The following is a 15,646-nucleotide window of genomic DNA, read 5'->3' on the forward strand; positions in this document are numbered from 1 at the left end:
GTCCACAGGGGTCGCGGGTGGGGTGCGGTGGGGGCCAGGGTGCGGTGGTGGACCTTGAACGCCTACGCCGCGTCGCGGCCGCGCAGGACGGCATCGTCACAGCCGACCAGGCACTGCGGCTTGGCCTGAGCCGAGACGAGATCCGCCAGCAGTGGCGCTCCGGTCGTTGGCTGCGGTTGGCACGCGGCTGTTATCTGCCCGAGCCGGACGGCTCTGCGGTCGACCGACGGCGGGCCCGGATCCGGGCCGCGGTCCTGAGTCTCGGGCCTGGTGCCTTCGCCGTCCTCGACACGGCTGTCGAATTGCACGGTGTCGCCGGGTTGAGGCCGCAGGCGGCAATTCACGTCTCGGTGCCCGTCGATCAACCGAGGCCGCAACGGCGCGCCGATCCGGGGATCGTCGTGCACCAGCTCACCGTGGGCCGCGGTGACTTGTGTGCCGTTTGCGGAATCCCGGCCACCGCTCCGTTGCGGACCCTGGCCGACGTGCTTCTCCGGGTCGACCGGTATCCGGCCGTCTGCCTGCTGGATTCGGCGCTGAATCGGAGCCTGGTCACCCCTGACGACCTGCTGTCGATCCCCGCGCTGATTCGGGGACGGCGAGGGGCCGTCGCGGCTCGGGGTTATCTGGCGGAGGCCGACGGCCGGGCGCAGTCCCCCCTCGAAACCCGGGCAAGGCTGCGCTGCGTCGACGGCAAGGTACCGCCGGACGCACTCCAGTTGGAGGTGCGCGACCGCGACGGCTACCTGCTCGGCATCGGTGACCTCGGCTGGCGAGGACCAAAGGTGATCGCCGAAGCCGACGGCCGAGGCCCGCACGGCACCCCCGAGGCGGCCTACGCCGACCGCCGCCGCCAGAACCGCCTGGTCAACGCCGGCTGGACCATCCTCCGCTTCACCTGGTCCGACACCCTCGACCCCCACTACATCCCCTGGACCGTCCGCCAAGCCCTCGCCGCCCACCCCGACCCCCGTTCCGCGCGGTGATCAAGAAGTTCGCGTCATCCTGCACGCCGATCCTGACGTAAACCTCTTGATCAACGAGGGCGACGAGGGCCGTGGGTAGGATGCGGGGTCGTGCGGGTACTTCTTGTGGGTGGTGGGGGGCGGGAGCACGCGCTCGCGCTCGGGCTGGCGGCCGATCCGGCCGTGGACAAGCTGTTCGCGGCGCCGGGCAATCCGGGCATCGGGCAGCTGGCCGAGCTGCGGCAGGTGACTCCGACCGATCCGGTGGCCGTCGCCGCGCTGGCGGTGGAGACCGGCGCCGACCTGGTGGTGATCGGTCCCGAGGCGCCGCTGGTCGCCGGTGTCGCCGACGCGGTGCGGGCGAAGGGGATCGCGGTGTTCGGTCCGTCCGCCGCGGCGGCCCGGCTGGAGGGCTCCAAGACGTTCGCCAAGGACGTGATGACCGCCGCCGGCGTACCCACCGCCCGCGCGTACACCTGCGCCGACGAGGCGACAGCCGCCGCCGCGCTGGACGAGTTCGGCGCGCCGTACGTGGTGAAGAACGACGGGCTCGCCGCCGGCAAGGGCGTCGTGGTGACCGACGACCGGGCCGTCGCGCTCCGGCACGCCGCCGAGTGCGGGCAGGTCGTGGTCGAGGAGTACCTGGCCGGTCCCGAGGTGTCGCTCTTCGTGGTGACCGACGGCGAGGCCGCGCTGCCGCTGCTGCCGGCGCAGGACTTCAAGCGGGTCGGCGACAACGACAGCGGCCCGAACACCGGCGGCATGGGGGCGTACGCTCCGCTGCCGTGGGCGCCGCCCGGCCTGGTGGACGAGGTGATGCGCGACGTCGTGCACCCCACGCTGGCCGAGTTGCGCCGCCGCGGCACCCCGTTCGTCGGCCTGCTCTACGTCGGGCTGGCGATCACCGCCGACGGCCCGCGGGTGATCGAGTTCAACGCCCGCTTCGGCGACCCGGAGACCCAGGTGGTGCTGGCGCTGCTGGAGACGCCGCTGGGTGGGCTGCTGCACGCCGCCGCCACCGGTACGCTCGCCGACCACCCGCCGCTGCGCTGGCGGGACGGCGCCGCCGTGACGGTGGTGGTGGCCGCCGAGGGCTACCCGGCCGCGCCGCGCACCGGTGACGTGGTCAGCGGCGCCGAGGGCGCGGGCTTCATCCACGCCGGCACCCGCCGGGCCCCCGACGGCACGCTCTGCTCGGCCGGTGGCCGGGTGCTCTGCGCCACCGCCACCGGCGCCGACCTGACCGCCGCCCGGGACGCCGCGTACGCGCTGGTGTCCGGCGTCGGGTTGGCCGGCTCCCACTACCGCACGGACATCGCGGCCGCCGCCGTCGCGGGTCGGGTCACGATTCCCGGCTGACCCGGGCAACCCCCACCGCCGCCGCCTCCGTTTGACCGGTGAGGCGAGGAGGTGGCGGGATTGCCGGCTGACATCGAGGGCTACCGCGAGTACGTCGGGGCACGGCTGGAGCCGCTGCGCCGCACCGCGTACCTGCTCTGCGGTGACTGGCACACCGCCGACGACCTGGTGTCGACGGCGCTGGTCAAGCTGCTCCGGCACTGGCGCCGGTTGTCCACGATGGACAACCCGGACGCGTACCTCCGGCGTACCCTGCTGCGGGCCTGGCTGGACGAGCGGCGCCGACCGTGGCGGCGCGAGGCCGCCTGGGGTGAGGTCCCGGACGCCCCGGCGCGTTCCGCGACCGACGGCGCCGCAGACCGGCTGACCATCCTCGCCCTGCTGGCCGAGCTGCCGCCGCGCCGTCGCGCGGTCCTGGTGCTGCGCTACTTCTGCGACCTGTCGGTCGAGGAGACCGCCCGGGAACTCGGCTGCACCACCGGCACCGTGAAGAGCCAGTCGGCGCGGGCGATCGAGACGCTGCGGGGTCGTCTCGTCGAGGTGCCGGCGCGAGTCGAGGGGACCCGTACCGATGGATGACCTGTCGCAGCACCTGCGCGCGGCGGTGGCCACGCCGCCGCCGACCCGGATCGACCTGGACGCGTTGATCGCCGCCGACCGGCGGCGCCGCCGGCACCGGACGTGGACGATGGCGGGCACCGGCGCCGCCCTCGCGGTCGCCGCGGTCGCGGTCACGCCGGCTCTGCTGGCCGGGCCCGGCTCCGACCCGGCCGGGTTGACGCTGCCCGGTGGCCTGAACTCCCCGTCCGCCGGCCCGTCGCTCTGCGCGACGCCAACGCCGCCGGCCAGCGGATCCCCGGCCCCCCTGCAGACGTACGACACGGTGCGCGCCCGCCCGACCGAGCGCCCGGACCGGGCCGGCGCCCGGCTCACCGAGGTGCTCCGCCCGGCGCTGGACAACGTCCTGCCGGCCGGCATGACCGTCGACAGCACCCTGCCCGGGTGCGACCTGATCCAGTTCGAGTACGAACGGAGCAACCGGTTCTACGAGGCGCGCGCCCGGCTCGCGCTGCGCGGGCAGGTCGACAACCTCGCGGTGACGGTGCTCCCGACGGGCGTCGACGACCCCCGGGGTTGTGCCGCGGCGCCCGATCCCGCCGTCTGTACGAGCAGCCGGATGCCGGACGGCGGCTCGCTCGCCGTCAGTAGCGCAACCCCGGGGGACGACGGAACCGAGCGGCGTTGGGTGCAGGTGCAGCGGGCGGACGGCACCTCGGTGACGGTGATGACGGACAACGTGCACCTGGTCGTGGCGCGGCCCGACGGTGTGCCCTCGAGGAAGGTCGGTCCGCCGCCGGTGCTCACCCCGGAGCAGTTGACAGCGATCGCCACCCTCCCCGGGCTGACGCTCCACCCCTGATCCGGTGTGGTGCGGGCGGCGAGCCTCGCCGAGCGGGCGCGCCTCGCCTCGGCGCGCGCCGGGCCGCCGGGGACCGGGCGGTTGGCGGGCCGGACGTCTGCCGGTCAGCCGTAGTAGCGGCGCAACTCCCGGGTGAGCACCTTGCCGGTGGCGTTGCGCGGCAGGTACTTCACGAAGACGACGTCCCGGGGCACGGAGAACCGGGCCAGGTAGTGCCGGACGTACTCGCGGACCGCCTCGGGGTCGAGGGTCTCGCCGGGGTGCAGGGCGAGGAACGCGGCGAGTCGCTGGCCGTACTCCGGATCCGGCACCCCGATGACGGCGGCCTCGCGGACCTGCGGCAGCCGGGCGAGCAGATCCTCCACCTCGGACGGGAAGACGTTCTCCCCGCCGGAGACGATCATGTCGTCGGCCCGACCGTCGACGAAGAGCAGCCCGTCGGCGTTGATCCGGCCCAGGTCGCCGGTGTCCAGCAGGCCGTCCCGGCTCTCCCGCCCAGCCCCAGAGGTGTAGCCCTCGAAGAGCATCTCGTTGCCGACGAAGATCCGGCCGACCCGGCCGGTCGGCACCGGCTGGCCCGCGTCGTCGAGGATCCGCAGCTTGGTGCCGTGCGGCGGCCGGCCGGCCGTGGTGGGCGCCGCACGCAGCTCGGCCGGGCCGGCGATGGAGGCCCAGGAGACCTCGGTGGAGCCGTAGAGGTTGTACAGCACGTCGCCGTAGACGTCCATGAACCGGTGGGCGAGGTTGCCGGGCAGCGCGGAGCCGCTGACCGCGACTACCTTCAGCGCCGGCCGCGGGTCCGGCGCCGGCACCTCCAGCAGCCGCTGCACCATCACCGGTACGGCGAAGAGCGCGTCACACCGGTGCGTGACCAGCGCGGCCAGCGTGGCGGCCGGGTCGAAGCGCCGGTGCAGCACGATGGTGGCGCGGAGCGCGAAGCAGACCTGGAGGGCGGCGAACCCCCAGGTGTGGAAGATCGGCGCGGCGATCATCACCCGGTCCCGGGTGTGCAGCGGGATGCGGTCGATGATGGACACCAGTGGGCCGAACCCGTTCGGCGTGGGCCGTCGGGCACCCTTCGGCGTGCCGGTGGTGCCGGAGGTGAGCACGATGATCCGGCCGTCGCGCTCCGGCGGGCGCAGGTCGTCGCCGGGGAGCGCGCCGGCGATCAGTTCCTCGCGGGCCCGCTCGTCGACCCGGTGCAGCTCGGCGGGGAGGCCGAGGGTCCGCTCGGCGAACTCGCCGTCGTGCACCAGCACCCGCAGCGCCTGCTCGTCGGCCACGGTGCCGAGCTGGGCGGCGGAGAGCCCGGTGTTCACCAGCACCGCGTCCACACCGAGCAGGGTCGCCGCGACGATGGTCTCGATCAGGCCGTGGTGGTTGCGGCAGAGCACGCCGATCCGGTCGCCGGTCTGCACGCCGAACCCCGCGCGCAGCGCCCGGGCCAGCCGCTCGGCCCGGTCCAGCAGCTCCTGGTAGGTCAGCTCGGCGCCCTGCTCGTCGACGATCGCGGTCCGGTCCGGGTCCCGGGCGGCCGCCTGGCGCAGCTCGCCGGCGAGGCTCCAGCCCCACTTGCGCAGCGCGCCGAGCTGTGAGGCGACCCGGATCGGGCGGCCGGGGGTGAGCAGTCCGCGGCGGGTCAGCGTGGCGACGATGAAGGGCAGATCCATGCCACGGGCCTCCTTCGGCGGTGCGCGGAGGGCCCCCGACCTGGGGGCCCTCCGTGAACGGTGTTCTCGATCATGCACCGGGTGCCGGGTCGGGCTCACCCGGCGGTGATCCGGACCACCTGCCGGACGCCGGTCGGCGCCGGCCGTCAGCGGATCTGGAGCCCGGAGATCGCCCGGGAGATGACCAGGCGCTGGATCTCCGAGGTGCCCTCGAAGATGGTGTAGATCTTCGCGTCCCGGTACCAGCGCTCGACCGGGTGGTCGCGCAGGAATCCGGCGCCACCGAGCAGCTGCACCGCCTTCTCGGTCACCGCGACGGCCACCTCACCGGCCTTGAGCTTGGACATCGAGCCCTCGCCAGCGGTGAACGGCCGGTTGTTGCGCCCCATCCAGGAGGCGCGCCAGACCAGCAGCCGGGCCGCGTCGATCTCCATCTTCATGTCGGCCAGCGCGAACGCGACCGCCTGGTTCTCGATGATCGGCCGTCCGAACTGGACCCGGTCCTTGGCGTAGTCCAGCGCGTACTCGTACGCGGCGCGGGCCACCCCGAGCGCCTGGGCGCCGACGGTCGGCCGGGACAGCTCGAAGGTGCGCATCGCGGCCTGCGCCGAGGCCCGCTGTCCGGAGCGGGCCCGGTCCAGCCGTTCCAGCAGCGCTTCCCGGCCGCCGAGCAGGCAGCCCCCGGGCACCCGTACGTCGTCGAGGAAGACGTCGGCGGTGTGCGACGCGCGCAGCCCGAGCTTGCGCAGCTTGCGGGTCGCGGACAGCCCCGCGGTGCCCGGCGGTACGACGAACGCGGCCTGCCCGCGCGAGCCGAGTTCCGGCTCGACCGAGGCGGTGACCACGTGCACCCCGGCGATCCCGCCGTTGGTGGCGTACGCCTTCTGGCCGCGCAGCACCCATTCGTCGGTGGCCTCGTCGTAGACGGCCCGGGTCCGCATCGCGCCGACGTCGGAGCCGGCCTCCGGCTCGCTGGTGCAGAACGCCGCCACGGCCGGCTCGTCGACCGACCCGAAGCACTGCGGCACCCACTCGACCATCTGGTCGGGCGTGCCGGCGCCGTAGATGGCGGCGACCGCGAGTGAGGTGCCGAAGATGCTCAGCCCGATGCCGGCGTCACCCCAGAAGAGTTCCTCGCTGGCGATCGGCAGGGAGAGGCCGGTGGGGTCGGCCCAGCAGGTGGCGAGGAACTCGAAGCCGTAGAGGCCGACCTTCGCCGCCTCCTGGATGATCGGCCAGGGAGTCTCCTCCCGGGCGTCCCACTCGGCCGCGGCCGGGCGCACGACCTCGGCGGCGAAGCCGTGCACCCAGTCCCGCAGATCCCGCTGTTCCTCGTTCAGGTCGAGCGAGAACTCGGCCATGTCAGGCCTTGGGGATGTCGAACAGGTTGGCGATGTTGGCGGCCAGGCCCAGGTCGCCCTTGGCCTTCAGCTTGCCGGTCATGAACATCATCACCGGGTTGGCGCCACCGGAGACGATCTTCAGGAACTCGACCGGGCCCATGGTCAGGCTCAGCTTCGGGTCGTGCTGCGGCGTCTCGTTGACGGTGCAGGTGCCGTCGGCGATGACCACCTCGTAGGTGTCGGTGCCGCCGTCGGGGCGCCCGGTGATGTTCCAGTGGATGACCGCGTTGGTGGAACCCGCCCGGTCGGCGCGGAACAGCGACGGCATCCGGCCGAAGACCTCGCCGAGGATCTTGCCGCGCAGGTCGCCGGACATCACCTCGGCGATCTTGTCGTCGGGGGTGGACTTGACCAGCTGGGCGAACTCCTTGGGGCCGACGTTGGCGAAGTTGGCCGGGTCGAAGTCAGTCATGAGGCGCACCTTCCGGGTATTGGCTACTCGTGCGTAACCTTACGGGCGAGTAGGTATGCTCGCAAGGTGTCCGGCACACCCACCTTCAAGCGCCTGCCCCGGGCCGTACGCGAGCAGCAGATGCTCGACGCCGCGGTCAAGGTCTTCTCCCGACGCGGCTACCACGCGTCCAGCATGGACGAGATCGCTGAGGACGCCGGCATCTCCAAGCCCATGGTCTACGCCTACCTGGGCACCAAGGAGGAGCTCTTCGTCGCCTGCCTGCACCGCGAGGGCACCCGGATGATGCAGGCCATCGCCGGGGCGGCGGCCCCCGACCTGCCGGCCGACGAACGGCTCTGGCGCGGGCTGCGGGCGTTCTTCGGCTTCGTCGGGGCGCACCGGGACGGCTGGGCGGTGCTCTACCGGCAGGCCCGGGGCGAGCAGCCGTTCGCCGGCGAACTCGCCGCCATGCGGGCCCGGCTGGTCGAGGTGGTCGCCGGCATGCTCGACCACGCGCTGCGCGCCGAGGGGCGCGAGGTGGGCGAGACCGACCTGGAGGTGGTGGCGTACGCCCTGGTGGGGGCGACCGAGTCGCTGGCCGACTGGCTCGCCGACCACCCGGACGCCGATCCGGAGAAGACCGCCACCCGGATGATGAACGTCGCCTGGCTCGGCGCCGGCCAGTTGCTGCGCGGTGCCGCCTGGCGGCCCCCGGCGGGCTGACCGCTCACCGGAGCAGCTCGGCGTACTCCGGCCCGGCAGCGGCGGCGCGCGCCCGATGCCGGCCCCGCGCCCAGCGGGCCACCTCGACCACCAGGGTCACGGTGAGCGCCAGGCCGAGCCCGAGCAGCAGGCCGCGCAGCGGGTCCTGCTCGAAGGCAAGCCCGCCCAGGTAGCCGACCAGCGCCGAGTAGACGCCCCAGGAGACCGCGGCGAGCGTGTCGAAGGCGAGGAACCGCAGCCGGGGGAAGCCGATCGCGCCCATGGTGAGGGTGACCGCCGTCCGGCCGCCCGGGATGTACCGGGCCACGGTGAGGATCAGGCCGCCGCGCCTGCCGATGCCCCGCCGGGCCCGGTCGAGCGCCGCGCGCCGCCGGCCGCCGGCCGGCATCCGGGCCAGCAGCCGCCCGCCGCCGCCCCGGCCGATGGCGTACGAGACGTGGTCGCCGACCAGCGCGCCGGCCGCCGCGACCGCGATCACGGCCGGCAGGTACGGCTGCCCGGTCGCGGCGAACACGCCGGCGGTGATGACCGCCGTCTCGCTCGGCACGACCGGGAAGAACCCGTCCACCACCGCGATCGCGAAGAGTGCCAGGTAGACCCAGGGCGAGGACATCGTCTGGTGGAGCAGGTCGAGTACCGAATCCATGCCCCTGATGCTGCTGTCGCCCGGCCCCGCCGCCATCGGCCGTGGGTCAGCCCGCGTCCACTACTTAAGTAGTGCCCGTCCCCGAGCGGTCTCAGGGGTGCCGGCCGGACCGCTCGGGGTACGCCGTCGGCGCGCGGGCCGGCGGCCGGGCAGCGCCTACCCTCGGAGCGTGACCTCCAGCCGCGCCGGGCTCCGGCGGACCGTCGAGCGGTACCGCCCGCTCGGGCTCGCCGTGCTGGTCGGCGGCGGGGTCTGGTACTCGGCGTCCGGGGCGCTCGGCGTCCGGTCGCCGCTACCCGGGGTGCTGGTCCTGGTCGTCGCGGTGGCCGCCGGCTGGGCCGCCGCGATCGTGCACCGGCGGCGGTGGCCGCTCTTCGCCGCGGCGGCCGCCGCCTGGCTGCTGCTGGCCGCCTGGCCCGCGCCGGTCGCCGCCTCCTGGCAGGCCGGCCTGCGGCTGCGGGGCCGGCGCCGGCTGGGCGGCTTCCTGGCCGGCGCGGCGCTGGTGCTCACGCTGGGGGTGCTGATCGGCCGGGCGGTGGGCGGCGATCGCGGGTTGACCACCGCCACCCCGGGCAACGCCGTCGCGATGGCCGCCTGGCTGGTGATCTTCCCGCTGGTGGTCGGGCTCTGGATCGGGGCGCGCCGGGACACCCTCGCCGCGCTCCGCGACCGGGCCGCGCGGCTGGAGCGGGAGCAGGAGGCCCGCGCGGAGCGGGCCCGGGCCGAGGAGCGGGCCCGGATCGCCCGGGAGATGCACGACGTGGTAGCGCACCGGGTGTCGCTGATGGTGGTGCACGCCGGCGCGCTGGAGGTGACCGCCGCCGATCCGGCCACCGTCGAGGCGGCCGCGCTGATCCGGTCCACCGGCCGGCAGGCCCTCACCGATCTGCGCGAGGTGCTCGGCGTGCTGCGCCAGGCCAGCGGCGGGGTCGCGCCCGCCCCCGCCGGTGCGGGACTGCCGGGCACCGCGCCGTTGCCGGGCCTCGGCGCGGTGGACGAGCTGGTCCGCGAGTCCCGCGCCGCCGGGCTGCGGGTGGAGCGCCAGGACGAGGGGACACCGGCGGCGGTGCCGGCGACGGTGGGACGGACGGTGTACCGGGTCGTCCAGGAGGCGCTGACCAACGTCCGCAAGCACGCGGCCGACGCGGAGGTGACCGTCCGGCTGCAGCACCTGACCGGCGGGATCGAGGTCAGCATCCGCAACGGCCCGTCCACCGCGGGCGCCGGCCTGCCCGGCGCCGGGCTCGGCCTGGTCGGCCTGCGGGAACGGGTGGAACTGCTGGGCGGGCGGCTGGAGGCCGGCCCGCGCGACGGCGGCTTCCTGGTCCGGGCGCTGATCCCGGTGGAGGAGGAGCGGTGATCCGGGTCCTGGTCGCCGACGACGAGCAGTTGGTCCGCTCCGGGCTGCGGCTGATCCTGGAGGCGGCACCGGAGATCACCGTGGTCGGCGAGGCGGCCGACGGCGCCGAGGCGTTGGCCGAGGCCCGCCGGCTCCGCCCCGACGTGGTGCTGCTGGACGTGCGGATGCCCGGCACCGACGGGCTGACCGCCGCGCCGCGGATCGTCGCCGGCGGCGCGAAGGTGATCATGCTGACCACCTTCGACCGGGACGAGTACGTGCACCGGGCCCTGCGCGCCGGGGCGGTCGGCTTCCTGCTCAAGGACACCCCGCCCCGGGACCTCGCCGCCGCGGTGCGGACCGTGGCCGCCGGGAACGCGATGCTGGCGCCGACGGTGACCCGGCGGCTGATCGAGTCCTTCGCCGAGCGGGGCCCGGACCGGCGGGAGGCCGCCCGGCGGCGGCTCGGCGAACTCACCGCTCGGGAGCTGGAGATCGTCCGGGAGGTCGCCCGGGGGCACGCCAACGCCGGCATCGCCCGCCGCCTGGGAATGAGCGAGGCCACCGTCAAGGCGCACGTCAGCCGCGCCCTGGCGAAGCTGGGCGCGGAGAACCGGGTGCAACTGGCGATCCTGGTGCACGACGCCGACCTGCCCTGAACCCGCCGACCCCGGCCCGGGCGGGGTCAGGGCGGGGCGGCCGGCCCGCGGCGGTGGCGCACCCGCCGGGCCGCCTCCAGCAGCAGGGTGATGACCACGGAGAGGCCCACCCCGACCAGCACGCCCCGGACCGGGTCGCGTTCGAAGGCCAGCCCGCCGAAGTAGCCGAGCAGCGCGCAGTAGACGGCCCAGGTGAACGCGCCGACGGCGTCGAAGAGCAGGAACGACCGGCGGGAGTAGCGCACCGCGCCCATGGTCAGGGTGACCGCGGTCCGCCCGCCGGGGACGTACCGGGAGGTGGTCAGGATCAGGCCGCCGCGCCGTTCGACCGCGCGCCGGGCCCACTCCGAGCCGGGCCGCCGCCGGCCGTCCCGGCGGAGCCGGGCCAGCGGCCGGGCGCCCCGGCCGATGGCGTACGAGATGTGGTCGCCGGCGAGCGCGCCGAGGAAGGCCGCCACGATCACCCACGCCAGGTCGGGGTGCCCACCAGCGGAGAGGACGGCGGCGGTGATCACCGCCGCCTCGCCCGGCACCGCCGGGAAGAACGCGTCGACCGCGGTGACCCCGAAGAGCACCAGGTACACCCACGGCGAGGCGACCGTCTCCCGGAGCAGGTCGAGCACGGCTTCCATGCCTTCATGCTGGCCGGGTGCCGGCCGCCCGGGGGCCGAGTCAGCGGATCGTGCCGATCAGGTGGGGCCGGCCGGTACGCGCGTCGTGCAGGGCGAACTCCCAGGCCGGGGCGGCGCTGAAGGCGACCGTGCCGGGCAGCGGCACGGGCAGCTTGAACGCCACGTCGACGGTGAACGCGTCCGGCAGCCGACTCTCCAGCGCGGCCAGGCAGCGGGCCTTGCTCCACATCCCGTGCGCGATCGGGCGGGGGAACCCGAGCAGCCGGGCGCCCAGCCGGGAGGTGTGGATCGGGTTGTGGTCGCCGGAGACCCGCGCGTAGTCCGTACCCACCCGGGGCTCGACCCGCCAGTGCGCGGAGGCGGGCGGCGGCGCCGGCCGCTCGCCCCGGCCGCGCCGCTCGCCGCCGCCGGCGCCGCGCTCCTTGCCGAGGTACGTCGAGACGCCCCGCCATACCTCCGCCCCGCCAACCGAGGCGACCAGGACCACGTCCAGTTGCCGGCCCCGGTCGTGCGGGCGCAGATTCTCCGCGTACGTGGTGAAGTCGAGCGGCTCGTCAGCGGTGAGCGGGCGGTGCACGGTGATCCGGTTGGCCACGTGCACCACGCCGGTCAGCGGGATCGGGAAGTCGGCAGCGGTCATCAGCCGCAGCGCCAGCGGAAAGCCCAGCACGTGCGGGTACGTCGGCGGCAGCCGGTCGGCCAGCCGGAACCCGCAGACCCGGTCGTACTCGGCCAGGTGGGCCCGGTCGACGGTGGCCCCGGTGACGGCCAGCTCGACCGCGGGCACGGTGTCGCCGCGCCGGCCACCCGCCCCGGGCAGCGCGCCGAGCAGGGCGCGCCGGTAGAGCGCGCCGGCCGCGGGCATCGCCGGCAGCTCCGCCCGGGCCCGGGTGGCGGCGGGACGGTCCTCGGTGGTCGCCATCTCAGGCTCCCAACAGGCTCTGGCCGCAGACCCGGACCACGTTGCCGTTGACCGCGCCGGAGGCCGGCCAGGACAGCCAGCCGATGGTCTCCGCCACGTCGACCGGCAGGCCGCCCTGGGACATGCTGTTCATCCGCCGGCCCGCCTCGCGCAGCATCAGCGGGATCCGGGCGGTCAGCCGGGTCTCGATGAACCCGGGGGCCACCGCGTTGACGCTGATCTGCCGGTCGCGCAGCGCCGGGGCGAGCGAGTCGACCAGCCCGATCACGCCGGCCTTGCTGGTGGCGTAGTTGGTCTGGCCGCGGTTACCGGCGATGCCGGCGATCGAGGAGACGGAGACGAGCCGACCGCCTTCCGGGATCAGCTGCCGCTCCAGCAGCACGTCGTTGATCCGCTCCTGACTGGAGAGGTTGACGTCGATGACGGAGTCCCACCGGTCGGCGTCCATCCGGCCGAGGGTCTTGTCCCGGGTGATGCCGGCGTTGTGCACGACCACGTCGACCCGGCCGTGCCGGGCGGCGAGGTGGTCGGCGAGCCGGGTGGGCGCGTCCGCAGCGGTCAGGTCGAGCTGCACGGCGGTGCCGCCGATCTCGTTCGCCACCGCGGCCAACTCGTCCCCGGCGGCCGGGATGTCCAGCGCCACCACCTGGGCGCCGTCGCGGGCCAGCACCCGGGCCAGCGCCGCCCCGATGCCCCGGGCCGCGCCGGTGACCAGCACGACCTGCCCATCCAGCGGGCGGTCCCAGTCGGCCGGCGGTTCGGCCCGCCCGGCGCCGACCCGGACGACCTGCCCCGAGACGTACGCGGACCGGCCGGAGAGCAGGAACCGCAGCGTCGCTTCCAGGCTGGTCAGGGTGCCCGGGTCGGTGCCGGCGGTGACGTACACCAGTTGGGCGGTGACGCCCCGGCCGAACTCCTTGCCGATGCTGCGGGTCAGCCCCTCCAGGGCGCGCTGTGCGGTGGCCTCCCGGGGTGTGCCGCACTCGGCGGGCGGGGTGCCGAGCACGATCACCCGGCCGCTGGGCAGCACCGAGCGGGCCCGCGGGTGGAAGAAGTCGTAGAGCTGCCGCAGCCCGGTGGAGTCGGTGATCCCGGTGGCGTCGTACACCAGGGCGCCGAAGCGGGCGGCGGCGTCGGTGTCGGCGGCGGGGTCGCGCACCTCGACCCCGGCGGCGGTGAGGAGCTTGCCGACCGGCTCGGCGAGGCGGCCGTCGGTGGCCGCGCCGAGCAGGGCCGGCCCGGGCAGGAGGGGGTCGCCGGGGGTGTGCCGGCGCAGTCGCGGCGGGTCGGGCAGCCCGAGGCGCTTGACCAGCGCGCGGCCGGCCCCCGATTGGACGAAGCTCGCGTACCTGTCGGTCATAGGCGTAGCCTACTGACGAGTAGGGTTCGGGCAAGACTTTCCAGGAGGCGGATCGTGCAGAACATCCGGCGGGTAGCGGTCATCGGTGGCAACCGCATCCCCTTCGCCCGCTCCAACTCACGCTACGCGAGCGCGTCCAACGCGGACATGCTGGGCGCGGCGCTCGACGGGCTGGTCGCCCGCTACGGGCTGGCCGGCGAGCGGATCGGCGAGGTGGTCGCCGGGGCGGTGCTGAAGCACTCCCGGGACTTCAACCTCACCCGCGAGGTGGTGCTCGGTTCCCGGCTCGACCCGCACACCCCCGCGTACGACATCCAGCAGGCCTGCGGCACCGGGCTGGAGGCGGCCATCCTGGTCGCCAACAAGATCGCCCTCGGGCAGCTCGACGTCGGCATCGCCGGCGGGGTCGACACCACCTCGGACGCGCCGCTGGCGGTCAACGAGGAGCTGCGCCGCACGCTGATCAAGCTGAACAGCGCCCGCACCCTGGGCGAGCGGCTGCGGCTCGCCGCGAAGCTGCGCCCGTCGCAGCCGTTCAAGCCGGAGATCCCGCGTAACGCCGAGCCGCGTACCGGGCTGTCCATGGGTGAGCACGCGGCCCGCACCGCGCTGCGCTGGAACATCGACCGGCAGTCCCAGGACGAGCTGGCGCTGCGCTCGCACCAGCGGCTCGCCGCCGCGTACGACCGGGGTTTCTTCGACGACCTGATGACGCCCTACCTCGGGCTGACCCGGGACCAGAACCTGCGTCCCGACACCAGCCTGGAGAAGCTCGGCTCGCTCAAGCCGGTGTTCGGCGCCAAGGGGCCGGACGCCGAGCGGGCCACCATGACCGCCGGCAACTCCTCGCCGCTGACCGACGGGGCGTCCACCGTGCTGCTCGCCTCCGAGGAGTGGGCCCGCGCGCACAGCCTGCCGGTGCTGGCCTGGTTCAGCTGGTCGGAGACGGCGGCGGTGGACTTCGTGCACGGCGACGAGGGGCTGCTGATGGCCCCCGCGTACGCGGTGCCGCGGATGCTGGCCCGCGCCGGGCTCACCCTCCAGGACTTCGACTACTACGAGATCCACGAGGCGTTCGCCTCGCAGGTGCTGGCCACCCTGGCCGCCTGGGAGTCGGCGGAGTTCTGCAAGGACCGGCTCGGCCTGGACGCCCCGCTCGGCGCGATCGACCGGGACCGGCTCAACGTCAACGGCTCGTCGCTGGCGGCCGGGCACCCGTTCGCGGCCACCGGCGGCCGGATCGTGGCCACCCTGGCCAAGCTGCTGGCCGAGAAGGGCAGCGGGCGCGGCCTGATCTCCATCTGCGCGGCCGGCGGCCAGGGCGTGACCGCGATCCTGGAACGCTGAGCGGGCGGCTGCCCCGGCGATCGACCAGCCGGGGCAGCCGCACCGGTCAGTTGATCGCCGGGGAACCGGTCAGGGACCAGACGAAGTCGCCCTTGCCGTCGTTGTTGATGTTGTAGATGACCTTGCCGTCGGCGGTCCAGCCGCCGGACCCGCTGGCGAAGCTGCCCCGGCCGCAGAAGTCGTCACCCTGGTACAGCGAGTTGATGGACGCCGTCATCGAGCAGGTGTCCACCGCGATGTCGGCGTCGTTGCGTTCGAGGCGGACCTCGACCGTGAACCGGTCGAACTTGTTGCTGCCAGCCTCGTTCCAGGTCACGTAGGCGTCGGCGAAGTGGCCGCCGTTCTCCGACCGGACGCACAGCTTGACCGTCACGTCCGCGTTGTACCAGTCGGTGGGGAACTCCTTGCTGTTGCTCTTGCAGGCCACGGCCGCGCTTGCCGGCGTGGCGCCGACGACCAGCGCCCCGCCCGTCGCCAGCACCGTCGTCAGTGCCGCCGCGCCAGCCTTGATCTTCCGGTTCACCCATCCACCCTTCGTGGTCCTGGTTCGCGGGCCGACCCGGTCGGGCAGCGCCGGCGAACCGGGCGGTCTACCCGACGGGTGACCCGCCGAATCGTCCGTCCTGTATAGACGGAACCGAATCGTCGGCACAAGGTCATTTACCGGCTGCGACGCTCCGCCACTCCGCTGTGGACCGACGCCCCGACCCGGAGCCCGGCCCGGTGGCCTAGCCTGGGACGGCTTCCCAGTCGACCGAAGGACAGCCCCGTGTCAGCCACCCCGACGTCCGCGTCCGATCCCCGACC

16 protein-coding genes are annotated in these 15,646 nt (G+C 74.5%); 8 read left to right on the forward strand and 8 right to left on the reverse strand.

Annotation, left to right across the window (positions count from 1 at the left end):
- Positions 1-47 precede the first annotated feature (47 nt).
- The 4 genes from DLJ47_RS30125 (at position 48) to DLJ47_RS30140 (ending at position 3,744) form a co-directional block, all read left to right on the forward strand.
- Entirely contained in the window at positions 48-986 is a 939-nt protein-coding gene (locus tag DLJ47_RS30125) for a type IV toxin-antitoxin system AbiEi family antitoxin domain-containing protein (protein WP_233258094.1), read from the forward strand.
- Between the two features lie 90 nt (positions 987-1,076).
- Positions 1,077-2,324 (forward strand): phosphoribosylamine--glycine ligase, encoded by a 1,248-nt coding sequence (gene purD, locus DLJ47_RS30130; protein WP_109905071.1) that lies wholly within the window; start codon positions 1,077-1,079, stop codon positions 2,322-2,324.
- Between the two features lie 60 nt (positions 2,325-2,384).
- On the forward strand, positions 2,385-2,903 hold the full coding sequence (locus DLJ47_RS30135) for a SigE family RNA polymerase sigma factor (protein WP_109905073.1): 519 nt from the start codon (positions 2,385-2,387) through the stop codon (positions 2,901-2,903).
- Positions 2,896-3,744: a hypothetical protein gene (locus DLJ47_RS30140; protein WP_109905075.1), complete on the forward strand. Its 849-nt coding sequence runs from the start codon at positions 2,896-2,898 to the stop codon at positions 3,742-3,744. Before DLJ47_RS30135 ends, DLJ47_RS30140 begins: the two co-directional genes overlap by 8 nt.
- A gap of 104 nt (positions 3,745-3,848) precedes the next feature.
- Here DLJ47_RS30140 and DLJ47_RS30145 read toward each other — a convergent pair whose 3' ends face one another.
- From DLJ47_RS30145 to DLJ47_RS30155, 3 genes are all read right to left on the reverse strand, one after another.
- On the reverse strand, positions 3,849-5,414 hold the full coding sequence (locus DLJ47_RS30145; RefSeq protein WP_109905077.1) for an AMP-binding protein: 1,566 nt from the start codon (positions 5,412-5,414) through the stop codon (positions 3,849-3,851).
- 146 nt (positions 5,415-5,560) lie between these two features.
- Positions 5,561-6,775, reverse strand: a complete 1,215-nt coding sequence (locus DLJ47_RS30150) for an acyl-CoA dehydrogenase family protein (protein ID WP_109905079.1) — start codon at positions 6,773-6,775, stop codon at positions 5,561-5,563.
- A gap of 1 nt (position 6,776) precedes the next feature.
- The gene (locus tag DLJ47_RS30155) at positions 6,777-7,229 is read right to left on the reverse strand and encodes an SCP2 sterol-binding domain-containing protein (RefSeq protein WP_088996861.1); all 453 of its coding nucleotides are present in this window, start codon (positions 7,227-7,229) and stop codon (positions 6,777-6,779) included.
- 66 nt (positions 7,230-7,295) lie between these two features.
- Between DLJ47_RS30155 and DLJ47_RS30160 the strand changes: the two genes are divergently transcribed.
- Complete coding sequence (locus tag DLJ47_RS30160) at positions 7,296-7,934, forward strand: TetR/AcrR family transcriptional regulator (RefSeq protein WP_088996862.1); 639 nt, start codon at positions 7,296-7,298, stop codon at positions 7,932-7,934.
- Between the two features lie 4 nt (positions 7,935-7,938).
- On the opposite strand, the gene DLJ47_RS30165 is transcribed toward DLJ47_RS30160, so the two are convergent.
- Positions 7,939-8,580 carry a DedA family protein gene (locus DLJ47_RS30165; protein ID WP_109905081.1) on the reverse strand — a complete coding sequence of 214 codons (642 nt, stop codon included), beginning with the start codon at positions 8,578-8,580 and terminating at the stop codon, positions 7,939-7,941.
- A 169-nt stretch (positions 8,581-8,749) separates the two neighbouring features.
- On the opposite strand from DLJ47_RS30165, the gene DLJ47_RS36460 reads away from it, so the two are divergent.
- Positions 8,750-9,940 (forward strand): sensor histidine kinase, encoded by a 1,191-nt coding sequence (locus DLJ47_RS36460; protein WP_199236066.1) that lies wholly within the window; start codon positions 8,750-8,752, stop codon positions 9,938-9,940.
- Positions 9,937-10,578: a response regulator gene (locus tag DLJ47_RS30175; RefSeq protein WP_109905083.1), complete on the forward strand. Its 642-nt coding sequence runs from the start codon at positions 9,937-9,939 to the stop codon at positions 10,576-10,578. Before DLJ47_RS36460 ends, DLJ47_RS30175 begins: the two co-directional genes overlap by 4 nt.
- Positions 10,579-10,604: 26 nt before the next feature.
- Here DLJ47_RS30175 and DLJ47_RS30180 read toward each other — a convergent pair whose 3' ends face one another.
- From DLJ47_RS30180 to DLJ47_RS30190, 3 genes are read right to left on the reverse strand one after another with little or no spacing between them, the layout of a single operon-like run.
- The gene (locus DLJ47_RS30180) at positions 10,605-11,210 is read right to left on the reverse strand and encodes a DedA family protein (protein ID WP_109905085.1); all 606 of its coding nucleotides are present in this window, start codon (positions 11,208-11,210) and stop codon (positions 10,605-10,607) included.
- A gap of 40 nt (positions 11,211-11,250) precedes the next feature.
- Positions 11,251-12,132, reverse strand: a complete 882-nt coding sequence (locus DLJ47_RS30185; RefSeq protein ID WP_109905087.1) for a MaoC/PaaZ C-terminal domain-containing protein — start codon at positions 12,130-12,132, stop codon at positions 11,251-11,253.
- Position 12,133: 1 nt separating this feature from the next.
- A complete protein-coding gene (locus DLJ47_RS30190; protein ID WP_109905089.1) occupies positions 12,134-13,492 on the reverse strand; it encodes a 3-oxoacyl-ACP reductase in 1,359 nt (452 codons plus the stop codon).
- 54 nt (positions 13,493-13,546) lie between these two features.
- Here DLJ47_RS30190 and DLJ47_RS30195 point away from each other — a divergent pair, with 54 nt between their 5' ends.
- Complete coding sequence (locus tag DLJ47_RS30195; RefSeq protein WP_109905091.1) at positions 13,547-14,839, forward strand: acetyl-CoA C-acetyltransferase; 1,293 nt, start codon at positions 13,547-13,549, stop codon at positions 14,837-14,839.
- Positions 14,840-14,885: 46 nt separating this feature from the next.
- On the opposite strand, the gene DLJ47_RS30200 is transcribed toward DLJ47_RS30195, so the two are convergent.
- Complete coding sequence (locus DLJ47_RS30200) at positions 14,886-15,362, reverse strand: hypothetical protein (RefSeq protein WP_109905093.1); 477 nt, start codon at positions 15,360-15,362, stop codon at positions 14,886-14,888.
- Positions 15,363-15,646 lie beyond the last annotated feature (284 nt).

It is taken from the genome of Micromonospora sp. S4605, from assembly GCF_003176715.1.
Lineage (GTDB): Bacteria > Actinomycetota > Actinomycetes > Mycobacteriales > Micromonosporaceae > Micromonospora > Micromonospora echinaurantiaca.